Genomic DNA, 15,255 nt, shown 5'->3' with positions numbered 1-15,255 from the left:
AAGTCGTTGTGACGGACCGCACAGTCACGGACGGCCCGCCCCCGGCAGGCGGCACGTCCATGGGCATCGGTGACCTGGCGGCGCTGACGGGCGTGCCCGTGCGCACGATCCGGTTCTACTGCGACGAGGGCGTTCTCGAACCGTGGCGCAGCGCGGGTGGGCACCGGCGGTTCGATCCGGCGGCCGCCGACCGGCTCCGCCTCGTCCGGCGGCTGCGCGCCCTCGGACTCGGCCTGGCCGCCATCACGGCCGTCCTCGGCGGGGACCGCTCGCTCGAGGAGGCCGTCGCCGCCGAACGCCGGGCGGTGGACGCCGAACTGTCCGCGCTCGCCTGGCGCCGCGCCTGCCTCCGGGCCGTCGAGGACGCGGACCCCGCGGACCGGGCGGCGCGCCTCGATCTGCTCGCGGCGGTGCTGGACGGCGCCCCGGCCGCCCGCGATGTGCTCATGGAGTTCTGGCGGCGCCGCATCCTCGTGTCCCTGCCGAAGGAGGCGGTCGCGGGGTTTCTGCAGGCGAGCGTCCCGGAGCCGCCCGCGGATCCGGTGCCGGAGCAGGTCGTCGCCTATGCCGGGATGGTCGCGCTGGCGGGCGACCGGTCCCTGGTCGAGGAGCTGCGCGAAAGGGGGAGGGTGAACGCCGCGTGGGTGGTGGACGAGCCGACGCTGATCACGGGTCTCGGCGAGGCGATCGAGATGGCCGCGCCGCTGGTGATCGAGGGGCGGGAACCGGGCCCCGGGCCGGTCCTGGACCATTTCGTCGCGGCGCACGCGCGGGGGCGGGCCGAGCGCGACACCCCGCGGTTCCGGCGGACGCTGCTGCCCGCCGTCGCGATGGAGCAGGACCCGCGGCTCCGCCGGTACTGGTCCCTGTTCGGTGAGGTCACGGGAGAGCCGGCGGCATCGGGGACGGTCATCACCTGGCTGATCGACTCGCTCGAGCGCGACGTCGCCTGAGCGGTCCCGCCGGACGGACGGGCATCGCGGACGCCGCGTCCTCGCCGGAGGACGCCCCAGGAATATGATCTCCGCTCGTGCCGTTGCACACGATAATTGAAAGTTCTACTACCTTGGAGGCCGGCATGCAGTTCGGAATCTTCTCGGTCGGCGACGTCACGCCCGACCCGACGACCGGACGCGAGCCGTCCGAGGCCGAGCGGATCCGGGCGATGGTCGCCATCGCCGAGAAGGCCGAAGAGGCCGGCCTGGACGTCTTCGCGACCGGTGAGCACCACAACCCGCCGTTCGTGCCGTCCTCCCCGACGACGATGCTCGGCTACATCGCGGCCCGCACCGAGCGGCTCGTCCTGTCCACCGCGACGACGCTGATCACCACGAACGACCCGGTGAAGATCGCCGAGGACTACGCGATGCTCCAGCACCTGGCCGGCGGCCGGGTGGACCTGATGATGGGGCGCGGCAACACCGCCCCCGTCTACCCCTGGTTCGGCAAGGACATCCGCGACGGCATCCCGCTCGCGATCGAGAACTACCACCTCCTGCACCGGCTCTGGCGCGAGGACGTCGTCGACTGGGAGGGCAAGTTCCGCACGCCGCTGCAGTCGTTCACCTCGACCCCGCGCCCGCTGGACGGCGTCCCCCCGTTCGTGTGGCACGGCTCGATCCGCAGCCCGGAGATCGCCGAGCAGGCGGCCTACTACGGCGACGGCTTCTTCGCCAACCACATCTTCTGGCCGAAGCACCACTTCCAGCGGCTGATCCGCCTGTACCGGCAGCGCTTCGAGCACTACGGCCACGGGTCCGCCGACCAGGCCATCGTCGGGCTCGGCGGGCAGGTCTTCATGCGGAAGAACTCCCAGGACGCGGTCCGCGAGTTCCGCCCCTACTTCGACAACGCGCCGGTCTACGGGCACGGCCCGTCGCTGGAGGAGTTCACCGCCGAGACGCCGCTCACGGTCGGGAGCCCGCAGCAGGTCATCGAGAAGACCCTGACGTTCCGCGACCACTTCGGCGACTACCAGCGCCAGCTCTTCCTGATCGACCACGCGGGGCTGCCGCTCAAGACCGTCCTGGAGCAGATCGACATGCTGGGCGAGGAGGTCGTTCCCGTGCTGCGCAAGGAGTTCGAGTCGCTGCGCCCGGCGCACGTCCCCGCGACCGCGCCCACCCACGCCTCCCGGGCCGCGGAGCGCGAGAGCGCGGAGGAGGTCCGATGACGAAGCTCGCCGTGGTCTCCGCCGGTCTCGGGCAGCCGTCGTCGACGCGCCTGCTCGCCGACCGGCTCGCGGCCGCGACCGCGGAGGCGCTCCGCCCGGACGCGGGCGCCGCCGGCGCGGACGTCGCGATCGAGACGGTCGAGCTGCGCGACCACGCGCACGCGATGGTCGACGCGACGCTCACCCACTTCCCGGCCGGGGAGTTCCGCGCCGCCGTGGAGGCGGTGACGGGCGCCGACGGCCTCATCGCCGTGACGCCCGTCTTCAACGCGTCCTACAGCGGCCTGTTCAAGACGTTCTTCGACGTCCTGGAGCGCGAGTCCCTGGACGGCAAGCCGGTGCTGCTGGGCGCGACCGGCGGCACCGAGCGCCACTCGCTCGCCATCGACTACGCGATGCGCCCGCTGTTCGCCTACCTGCGCGCCGCCGTCGTCCCGACCGCCGTGTACGCGGCGTCCGAGGACTGGGGCGGCGCGGACGGCGCCGTCGAGGGGCTGGCCGAGCGCATCGCCCGCGCGGGCCGCGAGCTGGCCGCCCTCATCGGCGACCGGCCCGCCCCGCGCAAGCCCGACCCGTACGACAACCCCGTCTCCTTCGAGGAGCTCCTGTCCGCGAGCAGCCGATAGTTATTAAGACTTGGCTTATATAAGTGAAGACTGTAGGTTGGAGCCGTGCACGCATTCGATGTGCTGGGTGACCCGGTGCGCCGCCGGATCCTGGAGCTGCTCGCCGACGGCGAGCGGTCCTCCGGGGAGGTGACGGCCGTCATCCGGGAGGAGTTCGGGATCTCGCAGCCCGCCGTCTCGCAGCATCTGAAGGTGCTGCGGGAGACCGGGTTCGCGGTCGTGCGCGCGGAGGGAACGCGGCGCCTGTACGCCGTCGACTCCGCGCCGCTGCGGGAGGTCGACGCGTGGCTCGACCGCTTCCGCCGGTTCTGGACGCCGCATCTCGACGCCCTGGCGACGGAGATCGCCCGGGGCAAGCGCGCACGCCGCCGGAACCAGGAGTGACAGGGAGCGAGCGAGCCATGGTCGAAGTGACGGGTCAGATCAACGCGGTCCGGCGCCGGGTCGGGGAGCGGGTCCTGGAGGCCGGTACGGCGCGGACCAGCACGGTCAGCCAGGTCTACGACACCGACGTCGAGGACCTCTGGGACGCGGTCACCACCGCCGAGCGCGTCGGGCGCTGGTTCCTGCCCGTCTCCGGCGACCTCCGGCTCGGCGGCCGCTTCGAGCTGGAGGGCAACGCGAGCGGGACGATCGAGCGCTGCGACCCGCCCAAGGGGTTCTCCGCCACCTGGGAGTACGGCGGCATGACCAGCTGGATCGAGGTCCGGCTGTCCCCCGAGGAGGACGGCCGGGCACGCCTCGAACTGGAGCACATCGCCCACGTCGACGACGACATGTGGGGGCAGTTCGGGCCCGCCGCCGTCGGCATCGGCTGGGACCAGGGGCTGCTCGGCCTGGCCCTGCACCTGTCGGCCGGGGGCGCCCCCGGGCCGGAGGCCGGCCAGGAGTGGGCGATGTCGGACGAGGGCAGGGAGTTCACGCGGCAGAGCGGCGAGGCCTGGTACCGGGCCCACGTCGAGTCCGGCGCCGACGAGTCCGTCGCCCGCGCGTGCGCCGACCGCACCATCGCCGCCTACACCGGAAGCGCGGAATGACCGCCGGGTGGTGACGCCGCGCGGCGTCACCACCCGCCCGGGGACACGCGCCGGGGTTCCGGTTCCGCGGCCGCGGCTTGGGCAACAATGGCCAGGTGGACGTCCGGGTGGGCGTCCGCGTCGAGGGGATCGTGCAGGGCGTCGGGTTCCGCCCTTTCGTGCACGGGCTCGCGACCGGCCTCGGGCTCTCCGGACTGGTCGGAAACGACGCGGGCGGCGTGTTCATCGAGGTCGAGGGGGCGCCCGGCGCGGTCGGGCGGTTCCTGGACGGCCTGCGCGCGCACCCGCCCCGGCTGGCCGTCGTGGACCGCGTCACCACCCGCGACCTGGACCCGCGGGGAGGCGGCGGCTTCACCATCGTGGGCAGCGCCGCGACGGACGGCTTGGGCGGCGAGGCGGGGGAGGGCCGCGCGCTGGTGTCCTGGGACGCGGCGACCTGCGACGACTGCCTCCGCGAACTGCGCGACCCGGCCGACCGGCGCCACCGCTACCCGTTCATCAACTGCACCGCCTGCGGGCCGCGCTTCACGATCGTGACGGACGTCCCCTACGACCGTCCCCGCACGACCATGGCGGAATTCGCGATGTGCGGCCCGTGCGCCGCCGAGTACGCGGATTCCGCCGACCGGCGGTTCCACGCCCAGCCGGTGTGCTGCCCGGCCTGCGGTCCGTCGCTGACCCTGCTGCCGCACTCCTCCCCGCCGGACGACCCGGTCGCCGCCGCGCGGGCGCTGCTCGCGGACGGCGCCGTCCTCGCCGTCAAGGGGCTGGGCGGCTACCACCTGGCGGCGCGGGCGGCGGACGAGGGCGCGGTCGCCGCGCTGCGCGCCCGCAAGCACCGCGAGGAGAAGCCGTTCGCCGTCATGGTCCCGGACATGGCGGCCGCCCGCGCGCTCTGCGTCCTCGATGACGCCGAGGAGGCGCTGCTCACCGGTCCCCGGCGGCCGATCGTCCTGGCGCGCCGCCGTCCCGCCGCACCCCTCGCCCATGCCGTCGCGCCGGGCAACGCGGCGCTCGGCCTCATGCTGCCCTACACCCCGCTCCACCACCTCCTCGTCACCGAGCCGCTGGTCATGACCAGCGGGAACGCGTCCGACGAGCCGATCGTCCACCGCGACGACGACGCCCTGAAACGGCTCGACGGCATCGCCGACGCGTTCCTGGTCCACGACCGCGCGATCCACACCCGGGCCGACGACTCGGTGGTCCGGGTCTTCCGCGGCCGCCCGCTGCCGGTGCGGCGGTCCCGCGGGTACGCGCCCGAGCCCGTGCCGATCCCGGACGGACCCCCCGTCCTGGCCTGCGGAGCCGAGCTCAAGAACACCTTCTGCCTGACCCGCGACGGCCGGGCGTTCGTCTCCCAGCACATCGGAGACCTGGAGAACTACGAGACCCTCCGCGCCTACGAGGAGGGGATCGCCCACTACCGGCGGCTGTTCGGCGTCATGCCCGAACTGCTCGCCTACGATCCGCATCCCGAGTACCTGTCGACCAAGTACGCGCTGGAGCAGGACCTTCCCGCGATCGCCGTCCAGCACCACCACGCGCACATCGCGTCCTGCCTAGCCGACAACGGCGTCTCCGGCCCGGTCATCGGCGTCGCGTTCGACGGCACGGGCTTCGGGACGGACGGCACTCTCTGGGGCGGCGAGTTCCTCGTCGCCGACCTGCACGGCTTCGAGCGCACCGGGCACCTGGAGCCGGTGCCGATGCCGGGCGGCGCGGCGGCGGTCCGCGAACCGTGGCGGATGGCGGCCGCGTACGGCGTCCCGGACGACCTGCCGGTGGCCCGCCGGCCCGGCTGGGACACGGTCGCCGCCATGGCCCGCCGCCGCGTGAACGCGCCGCTCACCTCCAGCATGGGCCGCCTGTTCGACGCCGTCGCGGCCGTCCTCGGCGTCCGCGACCGCGTCCGCTACGAGGGCCAGGCCGCCATCGAGCTGGAGCAGCGCGCCGACCCGGCCGAACGCGCCGCCTACCGGGCGGCGATCCGCGGCGCGGAGGAGTTCACGGTGGCCGGGGCCGACCTGGTGGACGCGGTCGTCGCCGACCTCGGCGCGGGCGTTCCGGTCCCGTTGATCGCCGCGCGGTTCCACAACGGCGTGGCGGCCCTGGTCGTGGACGCCGCGATCCGCCTCCGGGACACGACCGGGCTGGGCACGGTCGCGCTTTCCGGTGGCGTGTTCCAGAACATGCTCCTGCTGGAACGCGCGGTGTCCGGCCTGGCCGGCGCGGGTTTCGATGTGCTGACGCACCACCGCGTGCCGCCCAACGACGGCGGTATCAGCCTCGGCCAGGCCGCGGTCGCCACCGCCCGCTCGTCCTGAGCACGGCGAAGGTCACGGGTCGGTCACGGGCGCGGATTCTTCGCGCCCGCCATTGACACTGTTCCGCAAACGTTTTCATACTCGTCGCCATGAGCGCGGACAGCACCCGGGCCTCGATCCGGGCCGTGGCGAGCCTCGCGGGGGTCTCGCCCTCGACGGTCTCGCGTGCGCTGAACTCCCCGGAGCTCGTGAACGCCGAGACCCGGCGCCGCGTGCTCGAATGCGCCGAGCGGCTCGGCTACCAGCCGAACCGCGCGGCGCAGTCGCTGGTCCTCGGGCGGACCCGCAACGTCGGGCTGATCGTCCCCGACATCGCCAACCCGTTCTTCGCGCCGTTCATCAAGGGGGTGGAGGCGTACTTCAGGGACACCGAGTACGCGGTGTTCCTGGCCGACACCGACGAGGACACGGCGACGGAGGTCAGGCTGGCCGAGGCCATGGTCGAGCGGGTGGACGGGCTGATCCTGTGCGCCCCCCGCATGTCCGGGACGCGGCTGCGCGCCATCGCGGCCAAGACGACCGTGGTCCTCGCCAACCGGACGAGCCGCGCGGCGCCGTCGATCCTGCAGGACTTCCAGCCCGGCATGGACCAGGCGGTCGCGCACGTCCACGCGCTCGGCCACCGGCGGTGCGCGTACCTGTCCGGTCCCGCGAACTCCTGGTCGAACCGGCGGCGGCGCAGGTTCCTCGGCGTCGCGTGCGCGGAGCGCGGCATCGAGCTGGTCGACCTCGGCCCGTACGAGCCGCGGTTCACCGACGGCTACCGGGCCGCGGACGAGGTGCTCGCCGCCGGCGTGTCCGCGGTCTTCGCCTACAACGACCTGGTCGCGCTCGGGGTCCTGTCGCGGGTCACCGCGCGGGGCGTCCCCGTGCCGAACGAGCCCGGCGGGCGGGGGCTCAGCATCGTCGGCTTCGACGACATCCCGATGGCGTCCATGACCAACCCCCCTCTCACGACGGTGGCCATCCCCGTGGACGCGGTGTCGCGGGCGGCGGCCGCCACCATGCACTCGATGCTCGACCCCGGGGCGCCGAAGGCGCCTCCCCTGCCGCCGGCCGCGGAGCTGGCGACCCGACTCCTCATCAGAGGCACCACCGGGCCGGTGTGAGCCCGGCCCGGCCACCGGGACCGCGAACTCGGGACCACGACACGGGACCACAGCGTCCTGCCAGGAGGACCCACCCCATGAGAACTCCTCGATCCGCCCTGCTGACCCTCGCGACCGCCGCCGGCCTCCTGCTCGCCGGGTGCGGCGCGCCCGGTTCGGACGGCGGCGGCGCGTCCGAGCCGTCCGCCGCGGACGTGCGGCTGCCGTCCGAGGCCGTCACGCTGAACGTCATCGACGTCGCCGGGAACCTGCAGCTCACCGAGCAGATCTTCGAGAACTACCGCAGGGAGCACCCGGAGCTCATCAGCAAGATCACCTACACGAAGGCGACGTCGCCGGAGCTGGCCGGCAAGGTCAAGGCGCAGCAGGACGCCGGGCAGCTCGACATCGACCTCGTGCTGACCGGCACCGACGGCCTGTCCGCCGGGCTGGAGCAGGGGCTGTGGGTCGATCTCCTCGGCAAGTACTCCGACAAGCTGCCCGACCTGAAGTCGCAGTACCTGGAGCCCGCGTCCAAGATGCAGGACCTGGCGCAGGGCCAGGGTGTGGTCGTCACCTACTACCCGTCCGGGCCGCTGCTGGAGTACAACCCCAAGTCGGTGTCCGACCCGCCCTCGACGGCGGATGAACTGCTGGAGTGGGCCAAGGCCAACCCCAAGAAGCTGATGTACGCCCGTCCGTCCAACTCGGGGCCGGGCAGGACGTGGCTGATGGGCCTTCCCTACATCCTCGGCGACTCCGACCCCATGGACCCGGAGAACGGGTGGGACAAGACCTGGAAGTACCTCAAGGACCTCGACCGGTACATCGAGTACTACCCGAGCGGCACCACGCAGACGATGCAGGAGCTCGGTGAGGGCTCCCGCGACATCATCCTCAGCACCACCGGCTGGGACATCAACCCGCGCGTGCTCGGCCAGGTGCCGAAGGACGTCGAGATCCAGGCGCTGGAGGGCTTCACCTGGGTCACCGATGCGCACTACATGGTCGTCCCCAAGGGCGTGTCCGGTGAGAAGCTCGCCGTCCTGCTCGACCTGATGAAGTTCTCGCTCCAGCCGCAGCAGCAGGCGATCACCTTCGACAAGGGCTACTTCTACCCGGGCCCGGCCGTGAAGGGCGTGACGCTGGACATGGCGCCGGCCGACAGCCGGAAGGCCATCGAGGAGTACGGGCGGCCCGAGTACGACAAGCTCATCGCCGACCACCCGAAGGCCCCGCCGCTCGACGCCAAGTCCCTCGTCGCCGCGTTCGACCGCTGGGACCGGGAGATCGGCGGCCAGAAGGTCAAGAAGCAGTGACGGCGCAGACCGTGCTGGAGAAGGACGCGCGCGCGGCGTTCGGGCACCTGCGCCTGGACGGGGTGACCCGCCGGTTCGGCAGGGCGACCGCGCTGAGCGGCTTCGACCTGCGGATCGAGGGCGGTGAGTTCATCGCCCTGCTCGGGCCGTCCGGATGCGGCAAGTCGACGGCGCTGAACTGCCTCGCCGGCCTGCTGCCCCTCTCCGAAGGCGAGATCTGGCTGGACGGGCAGCGCGTCGACACGCTGCCGCCGGAGCGGCGCGGGTTCGGGATGGTGTTCCAGAACTACGCGCTGTTCCCGCACCTGTCCGTCCGCAAGAACGTCGCGTTCGGCCTGTCGGTCCGGCGGACCGGCAAGGCGGAGACGGCCCGGCGGGTGGACGAGGCGCTGCGGACGGTGGAGCTGACCGAGCACGCGGACAAGCTGCCCGGCCAGTTGTCGGGCGGGCAGCAGCAGCGGGTGGCGATCGCCCGCGCGATCGTGCTGCGGCCGAAGCTGGTGCTGATGGACGAGCCGCTGTCCAACCTGGACGCCAAGCTGCGCGTCCAGATGCGCACCGAGATCCGCCGCATCCACCAGGACCTCGGCCTGACGACCGTGTACGTGACGCACGACCAGGAGGAGGCGCTCGCGCTCGCCGACCGGGTCGTGGTGCTGCGGTCCGGCGAGGTCGAGCAGATCGGGACGCCGGAGGAGGTCTACACCCACCCCGCCAGCGCCTACATCGCCGGGTTCATGGGCTACCGGAACCTGCTGGAGCTGCCCGTCCTCGCGGGCGGCGGGCCGGCGGAGGCCGGCGGCCGGGTGACGGTCGGGAACGAGGGCGGTCTCGTGCTGACCGGGGTGGCCCGGCAGCCGGTCCCGGGGCCGCGGGCGGTCGCCGCCGTCCGTCCCGAGGACCTCCGCGTCGCCGGGCCGCCCGGCTCGACCGCGGGGGAGAACGTCATGGCGGTCAGGGTCGAGGTGTCGGAGTTCCACGGGCGCGAGGTCGCCGCCGAGGGCGTGATGGACGACGGCCGCGTCGTCCACTTCCGCTCACCCGAGCGGATCGCGCCGGGGGACAGGGTCGCGCTGACCGTCGCGCCCGAACGCGTCCTCGTGTTCGGGGACGGCGCGCAGGACGCCCTGTCCGGAAACGGGGAGGCGTTCGAGGACCCCGCCGCCGGGACCGGAGCGCGCGATGGCGGTTGAGGCCCCCGCGCGCCCCCCGAAGGCGCCGGTGCCGCGGCGCAGCGGTCTGCGGCACCGGCTCGCCGAACGCGGCGTCGACCGGGTGCTGTTCCTGCTCGTGCCCGCGGTCCTGGTCGTCGGGCTGCTGTTCGTCTACCCGATGCTGTACGGGGTGGGCCTGTCGCTGCAGCCGAAGGACGGCGGCGGCCCCCTCGGCAACTACACGGGATTCTTCAGGGACTCCTACGAGCGGAGCACCGTCTGGAAGACGCTCCGGCTCGCCGTCCCCGCCGCGCTGATCAACGTCGGCGCGTCGGTGCCGATCGCGTACCGGCTGCGCGGGCGGTTCCGGGGGCGGCGGCTGCTGACGGCGGCGCTGGTCCTGCCGGTGACGCTCGGCACCGTCCTCGTCGCGGACGGGCTGCTGCGCTACCTCGGCCCCAAGGGCTGGTTCAACCGGGTGCTGCTCGACACCGGGCTCGCCGACGAGCCCGTCCGGCTGATCTACAACTACTGGGGCGTGCTGTTCTCGCTGATCATCACCGGGTTCCCGTTCGCGTTCCTGCTGGTGCTCGCCTACATGTCGGGGATCGACCCGACCCTGGAGCGGGCCGCGGCCACGCTCGGCGCCGGGCCCTGGCAGCGGATGCGGCGGATCGTCCTGCCGCTGCTGGCGCCGGGCCTGGCCACCACGTTCGTGCTCACGTTCGTGCTGGCGTTCTCGGTGTTCCCGTCCGCGACCCTCGTCGGCGAGCCGGCGGGGGAGACGCGGGTGATGGCGATCGCGGCCTACCAGGCGGCGTTCGAGAAGTACGACTACTCGATGGCCTCGACCATCGCCGTGCTGATGGGGGTGTTCGAGCTGCTCGTCATCTCGGTCGCGCTGCTGCTGCGCGGCCGCCTGTACACCGGGCCCGCGACGGGAGGCAAGGGATCATGACGGCGACCATCGCGGCCCCGGCCGGCCGCAGGCTCCTGCGGAAGGGCCGCCCCGGAGCCTGGTTCGTCTGGGCGGCCGTCGCGTTCTTCCTGCTCAACCTGGCCGCGCTGATCCTCTCCGTGGTGGTCAACTCGTTCGGCACCAGGTGGTTCGACGGGTGGCTGCCGGAGAGCTTCACGACCGCCTGGTACGCCGGCGCCTGGGACGAGTTCGCGCTCGGCGAGGTGCTGTCGGTGACGCTCCAGATCACGCTCATCGTGGTGGCGCTGTCGCTGCTGATCGGCGTGCCCGCCGGATACGCGCTGGCCCGGCGCGACTTCCCCGGCAAGCGCGTCGTGATGTTCCTCCTGCTGCTGCCGGTGCTGCTGCCGCCGATCACCTACGGCATCCCGCTCGCCACCGTCCTGTACAAGGTGCACCTGGCCGGGACGATGACGGGCGTCATCGCGGCGAACCTCGTGCCGGCGCTGCCGTTCGTCATCCTCGTCATGACCCCGTTCGTCGAGCAGATCGACACCAACGTGGAGTCGGCGGCGCGGATGTGCGGCGCCCGCACCCGGCAGGTGTTCGCGCGGGTGCTGGTGCCGCTGCTGCTGCCCGGCATCCTCGCCGCCGGAATACTGGTGCTGGTGCGGACCGTCGCGATGTTCGAGCTGACCTTCCTGGTAGCCGACGCCGACAGCCAGACCCTGATCGTCGCGCTGTACAGCGCCGCCTTCACCCCGGGCATCCGCGCCGCCCAGGCCATCGACGCCATGGCCGTGATCTACATGGCGCTCTCGGCCCTGCTGCTCCTCGTCGCCCTGATGTTCGTCAACCCGACCCAGATCGTCGCCCAGGTAAGGGAGGCTCCCAGCGAATGAACTCCACGCATCTCATCGTCGGCCGGACCCGAGCGGGCACGAACCCGTGAGCGGGGTGCGGTTCGACTTCAGCGGGGAGCGGGTGCTGGTCACCGGGGCGGCGGGGCTCATCGGCCGGGTGCTGGTGCGGCGCTTCGCGGACGCTGGGGCGGATGTGCTCGCTGTGGACGTGGACGCCGAGGGGCTCAAGGTGTTCGACGGCCTGCCGCGGGTCAGTGCGATGTCCGGTGACCTGGCGCGCGAGGACGTCGCCGACGCCGTGTTCGAGCGGCTGCTCCGGGACGGCGGGCTGGACGTGCTGGTGAACAACGCCGCGATGACCGAGCTGCGCACCCCGTTCATCGACATCGGCGCGGACGTCTGGGACGCGGTGATCGCCGCGAACCTGCGCTCGGCGTACCTGCTGTCGGTGCGCGCCGTGCGGTACTGGCGCGAGCAGGGGCGCGGCGGCGCGATCGTCTCCATGTCGTCGCCCGGCGGCTCCCGCGCGCACGAGGACCAGAGCGCCTACGACGTGACCAAGGCGGGCGTCGAGGCCCTCAGCCGCGCGATCGCGGTGGAGCTCGGCGGCCTCGGCATCCGCGCCAACTGCGTCGCGCCGGCCAGCGTGGTCGGGGACGTGCGGCCCGCGGCCGACCTCCCGGCGGGCCGCACCACCGCGCCGGAGGAGGTCGCCGACGCGACGCTGTACCTGGCGTCGTCGGCGGCGGCGCAGCTCAACGGGCACGTCCTGCGGGTGGACGGCGGCCTGCACGCGCGGCTGCGCACCGATCCGTCCCAGGAGCGGCGGCCCGGCGGGTAGGCGCGGCCCGCGGCGCGGACGGGAACGGGTACGGTCCCGTCCCCGAAGGTGCCGGGGAGGGACCGTACCCGTTCTCGCCGTATGGACCTGGCCGTCAGACGCGCCAGGAACGGACGAGCTCGTCCAGCATGGCCCGGTCGTAGACGATGCCCTGCGACGTCAGCTCCGCGGCGACGAGTTCGCCGTCGCCGTGGTGCTTGGCGAGCAGCCGGTACACCGCGTACGGGAACCAGTGGTTGTCGCTGATCCGCTGGATCTCGGCCTCGTTGCAGACGTGGCCCGCGGCCCTGACCTCGGCGAGCGTCCCGGCCACGTCGCCGTGGCGGCGCTCCAGGACGTCGATGACGAGGGCGCGCAGCGCCTCCGGATCGGGTGCGGGGGCGGGCGGCTCGGTGGCCACGCCGTAGTCGCCGTGGCCGTTGAGGCTGCCGCGTGCGGCGGCGCTGACGACGGCCAGTTCGGGCTCGGGCTCCGGGACCGGGGCTTCGGCCGGGGCCGGCGGGGGTGCCGGGGCCTCGGCGCGCATGGCCGGTGCGGGCTGCTGGGCGGCGGCCTTGGGGGCCGCGGCGGCCCGGGCCTTGGCCGCCTCCTCCTCGGCGGTGCCGGATTCCAGTGCCTTGCCGGAGTGGCCGGGCACCTGGATCTGCGGGAACGGGCCGGTGTTCCGCAGCGGCATCAGCGTGATCTGGTTCAGCGTGACGGGCCCGGCGAGGGCGCGCGTCTGCGGCTCCGGCGCCTTGGGCTGTTCCTCCTGGGCCTGCTGCGACACGTAGCGGTGCAGCGTCCGCAGCAGGACGAACAGGCCGAGCATCGACACGATCGGCGGGACGGCGGCCGTCGCCTGGTAGGAGAACGACTTCTGGCCGACGTGGCCGACGTTGAAGATGAGGCTGGCCGTCCAGCCGGCGAGCGCGATGCTCAGCGGCAGGCAGAAGTCGAGCCAGCTCATCAGGGCCCGGCGGTGCAGCACGAAGGCGTCGATGGCCAGCAGGAAGAGGCCGAGTTCCCCGACGATGATGAACAGGTCGACCAGCAGCGGGAACGATTCGGCCTTCCAGCCCCGCAGGCCGTGTTCCAGCGCCCAGTGGTAGAGGCCGGCGTAGGACTGGGCGAAGCCACCGGCGGTGGCGGTCACGACCGCCGTCGCCATGAAGGCTATGGCCCCCCAGCGTGTGATGACCTGTGCCCGGTTGGCAACGCTCATGCGGAGTGCGCTCCAGATTTCCTTACCAACTGAAAGTTATCGATGGGAGGCTATCCATTCCTTTGCCGTTTCGTGGGCGAATCGCATCACGTCTCGGTCGCGTTTTCCAAGGCGGGCCGAGTGGCCCGCCGGATCGCCCGTGCCGCCTGATCCGTGCCGTCGCGCGGCGAATCGATGCCCGGATATCGGGAAGGGCAGGAGGAAGGCGACATAGGGGGAAAACTGCGATGCCACACCCAAGAAGCAGTAAGTGCGACCTAAAAACTCCAAATACCCGTAAACAGCTGGAAAACGCTGGCTTTGCCGTTGGATGGAGGGGGTCGCGGTGATCCCCGGCACGAGCCCCCGTACGGGTCCCGGAGCCGGCCCCGGGACGAACACCGCGGACGACGTGCTGGGCGCGGTACTGCCGCTGGAGGTCGAGGGGGACCTCGACCCGCTGATGGACAGGATCGGGGACGCCCGCGTCGTCCTCATCGGCGAGGCGAGCCATGGCACGCACGAGTACTACGCATGGCGGGCCGCCCTGACCAGGCGGCTGATCGCCGAGCGGGGTTTCTCGTTCGTCGCGGTCGAGGGGGACTGGCCGGACTGCCGCAGGGTCGGGCGCTCCGTGACGCTGGAACCGGGATCGCCCCGAGATCCCCGCGAGGTCCTGGACGCCTACGAGCGGTGGCCGACGTGGATGTGGGCCAACGAGGAGACCGCCAAGTTCTGCCGCTGGCTGCGGGACCGCAACGCCGACCTGCCGCCCGGCGAGCGCGCGGGCTTCTACGGGCTCGACGTCTACAGCCTGTGGGAGTCGCTGCGGGCCGTCGTCGACCACGTGGCGGAGCACCGGCCGGAGCACCTGGAGGCGGCGCTGGACGCGTACGGCTGCTTCGAGCCGCACGGCGAGGACCCGCGGGAGTACGGCTGGAACACCGCCCTGGTCCCGGAAGGGTGCCGGGACGAGGTCCTCGCGCTGCTGACCGAGCTGCGCAGGCCGGCGGAGCCCGGCGACACCCGCGACCCGGCCGAGCTGTTCGACGCCCGGCAGAACGCCGAGGTCGCGGCGGGGGCCGAGCGGTACTACCGCGCCATGCTCGACGGGGGGCCGGAGTCGTGGAACATCCGCGACGTCCACATGGCCGACACCCTCGGCCGCCTCATGGAGTTCCACGGCGGCACGCCTCCGGACGGTGAGGGCAAGGCCGTCGTGTGGGCGCACAACACGCACGTGGGCGACGCCCGCGGGACCGACATGGCCGAGGCCGGGATGGTGAGCCTCGGCCAGCTCGCCCGGGACCGGCACGGCCGGGACGAGACCGTGGTGGTCGGGTTCGCCGGCGGGCCGGGCGAGGTGGTCGCGGCGCCGCGCTGGGGCGGGCCGATGGAGGTCGTGCACGCCCCGGCGCCCGCGCCGGGGTCGCTGGAGGCGCTGCTGGCGGAGTCGGAGCTGCACCGGGGGCTGTTCATCGTGCCGCCCGAGCCGGACAAGCCGCACTTCCTGACCGACACGCTCGGGCACCGGGCGATCGGCGTCGTCTACGACCCGGACCGCGACCGGCGCCAGTACGTCCCGACCAGGGTCGCGGACCGGTACGACGCGCTGTGCTGGTTCCGGGCCACCTCCGAACTGACTCCGCTGCACCTGGAGGCCGCCGGACGTGGTGAGCTGGAGACGCTGCCGTCCGGGGTATGAGCGACCGGGCGGGGGCACAG

Annotated in this window: 14 protein-coding genes; 13 read left to right on the top strand and 1 reads right to left on the bottom strand. The window is 72.7% G+C overall.

Annotation, left to right across the window (positions count from 1 at the left end):
• The first annotated feature begins 8 nt into the window (after positions 1-8).
• The 12 genes from IEZ03_RS17220 (at position 9) to IEZ03_RS17165 (ending at position 12,347) form a co-directional block, all read left to right on the top strand.
• Entirely contained in the window at positions 9-953 is a 945-nt protein-coding gene (locus IEZ03_RS17220) for a helix-turn-helix domain-containing protein (RefSeq protein ID WP_221480658.1), read from the top strand.
• 125 nt (positions 954-1,078) lie between these two features.
• On the top strand, positions 1,079-2,173 hold the full coding sequence (locus IEZ03_RS17215; RefSeq protein ID WP_184883313.1) for an LLM class flavin-dependent oxidoreductase: 1,095 nt from the start codon (positions 1,079-1,081) through the stop codon (positions 2,171-2,173).
• Positions 2,170-2,799: an FMN reductase gene (locus IEZ03_RS17210; RefSeq protein ID WP_184883315.1), complete on the top strand. Its 630-nt coding sequence runs from the start codon at positions 2,170-2,172 to the stop codon at positions 2,797-2,799. Before IEZ03_RS17215 ends, IEZ03_RS17210 begins: the two co-directional genes overlap by 4 nt.
• A gap of 45 nt (positions 2,800-2,844) precedes the next feature.
• Positions 2,845-3,183: an ArsR/SmtB family transcription factor gene (locus IEZ03_RS17205; RefSeq protein WP_184883317.1), complete on the top strand. Its 339-nt coding sequence runs from the start codon at positions 2,845-2,847 to the stop codon at positions 3,181-3,183.
• A gap of 17 nt (positions 3,184-3,200) precedes the next feature.
• The gene (locus IEZ03_RS17200) at positions 3,201-3,836 is read left to right on the top strand and encodes an SRPBCC family protein (protein ID WP_184883319.1); all 636 of its coding nucleotides are present in this window, start codon (positions 3,201-3,203) and stop codon (positions 3,834-3,836) included.
• Positions 3,837-3,931: 95 nt separating this feature from the next.
• The gene (hypF, locus tag IEZ03_RS17195; protein ID WP_229808345.1) at positions 3,932-6,163 is read left to right on the top strand and encodes a carbamoyltransferase HypF; all 2,232 of its coding nucleotides are present in this window, start codon (positions 3,932-3,934) and stop codon (positions 6,161-6,163) included.
• A gap of 89 nt (positions 6,164-6,252) precedes the next feature.
• Entirely contained in the window at positions 6,253-7,272 is a 1,020-nt protein-coding gene (locus IEZ03_RS17190; protein WP_184883321.1) for a LacI family DNA-binding transcriptional regulator, read from the top strand.
• A 77-nt stretch (positions 7,273-7,349) separates the two neighbouring features.
• On the top strand, positions 7,350-8,570 hold the full coding sequence (locus IEZ03_RS17185) for an ABC transporter substrate-binding protein (protein WP_184883323.1): 1,221 nt from the start codon (positions 7,350-7,352) through the stop codon (positions 8,568-8,570).
• Positions 8,567-9,763, top strand: a complete 1,197-nt coding sequence (locus IEZ03_RS17180; RefSeq protein WP_221480660.1) for an ABC transporter ATP-binding protein — start codon at positions 8,567-8,569, stop codon at positions 9,761-9,763. Before IEZ03_RS17185 ends, IEZ03_RS17180 begins: the two co-directional genes overlap by 4 nt.
• Positions 9,753-10,682, top strand: coding sequence for an ABC transporter permease (locus IEZ03_RS17175; RefSeq protein ID WP_184883325.1), 930 nt, complete (start codon positions 9,753-9,755; stop codon positions 10,680-10,682). The genes IEZ03_RS17180 and IEZ03_RS17175 overlap by 11 nt, the downstream gene beginning before the upstream one ends.
• Positions 10,679-11,545 carry an ABC transporter permease gene (locus tag IEZ03_RS17170; protein ID WP_184883327.1) on the top strand — a complete coding sequence of 289 codons (867 nt, stop codon included), beginning with the start codon at positions 10,679-10,681 and terminating at the stop codon, positions 11,543-11,545. Before IEZ03_RS17175 ends, IEZ03_RS17170 begins: the two co-directional genes overlap by 4 nt.
• A gap of 46 nt (positions 11,546-11,591) precedes the next feature.
• Positions 11,592-12,347 (top strand): SDR family NAD(P)-dependent oxidoreductase, encoded by a 756-nt coding sequence (locus IEZ03_RS17165; RefSeq protein ID WP_184883329.1) that lies wholly within the window; start codon positions 11,592-11,594, stop codon positions 12,345-12,347.
• Positions 12,348-12,441: 94 nt separating this feature from the next.
• On the opposite strand, the gene IEZ03_RS17160 is transcribed toward IEZ03_RS17165, so the two are convergent.
• Positions 12,442-13,551, bottom strand: a complete 1,110-nt coding sequence (locus IEZ03_RS17160; protein ID WP_184883331.1) for a DUF2637 domain-containing protein — start codon at positions 13,549-13,551, stop codon at positions 12,442-12,444.
• A 325-nt stretch (positions 13,552-13,876) separates the two neighbouring features.
• On the opposite strand from IEZ03_RS17160, the gene IEZ03_RS17155 reads away from it, so the two are divergent.
• Positions 13,877-15,235, top strand: a complete 1,359-nt coding sequence (locus IEZ03_RS17155; RefSeq protein ID WP_229808344.1) for an erythromycin esterase family protein — start codon at positions 13,877-13,879, stop codon at positions 15,233-15,235.
• The last annotated feature ends 20 nt before the right edge of the window (positions 15,236-15,255 follow it).

This window comes from Actinomadura livida (genome assembly GCF_014648675.1).
In the GTDB taxonomy this organism is placed as follows: Bacteria; Actinomycetota; Actinomycetes; order Streptosporangiales; family Streptosporangiaceae; genus Spirillospora; species Spirillospora livida.
Note: the sequence above shows the minus strand (reverse complement) of the source record. Positions and strands in the feature narration are given on the sequence as shown.

Excerpts from the sequence above, each read along its gene's own strand:
- IEZ03_RS17215 (WP_184883313.1), top strand. The coding sequence starts at position 1,079 with ATGCAGTTCGGAATCTTCTCGGTCGGCGACGTCACGCCCGACCCGACG.
- IEZ03_RS17210 (WP_184883315.1), top strand. The coding sequence starts at position 2,170 with ATGACGAAGCTCGCCGTGGTCTCCGCCGGTCTCGGGCAGCCGTCGTCG.
- IEZ03_RS17200 (WP_184883319.1), top strand. The coding sequence starts at position 3,201 with ATGGTCGAAGTGACGGGTCAGATCAACGCGGTCCGGCGCCGGGTCGGG.
- IEZ03_RS17190 (WP_184883321.1), top strand. The coding sequence starts at position 6,253 with ATGAGCGCGGACAGCACCCGGGCCTCGATCCGGGCCGTGGCGAGCCTC.
- IEZ03_RS17185 (WP_184883323.1), top strand. The coding sequence starts at position 7,350 with ATGAGAACTCCTCGATCCGCCCTGCTGACCCTCGCGACCGCCGCCGGC.
- IEZ03_RS17175 (WP_184883325.1), top strand. The coding sequence starts at position 9,753 with ATGGCGGTTGAGGCCCCCGCGCGCCCCCCGAAGGCGCCGGTGCCGCGG.
- IEZ03_RS17170 (WP_184883327.1), top strand. The coding sequence starts at position 10,679 with ATGACGGCGACCATCGCGGCCCCGGCCGGCCGCAGGCTCCTGCGGAAG.
- IEZ03_RS17160 (WP_184883331.1), bottom strand. The coding sequence starts at position 13,551 with ATGAGCGTTGCCAACCGGGCACAGGTCATCACACGCTGGGGGGCCATA.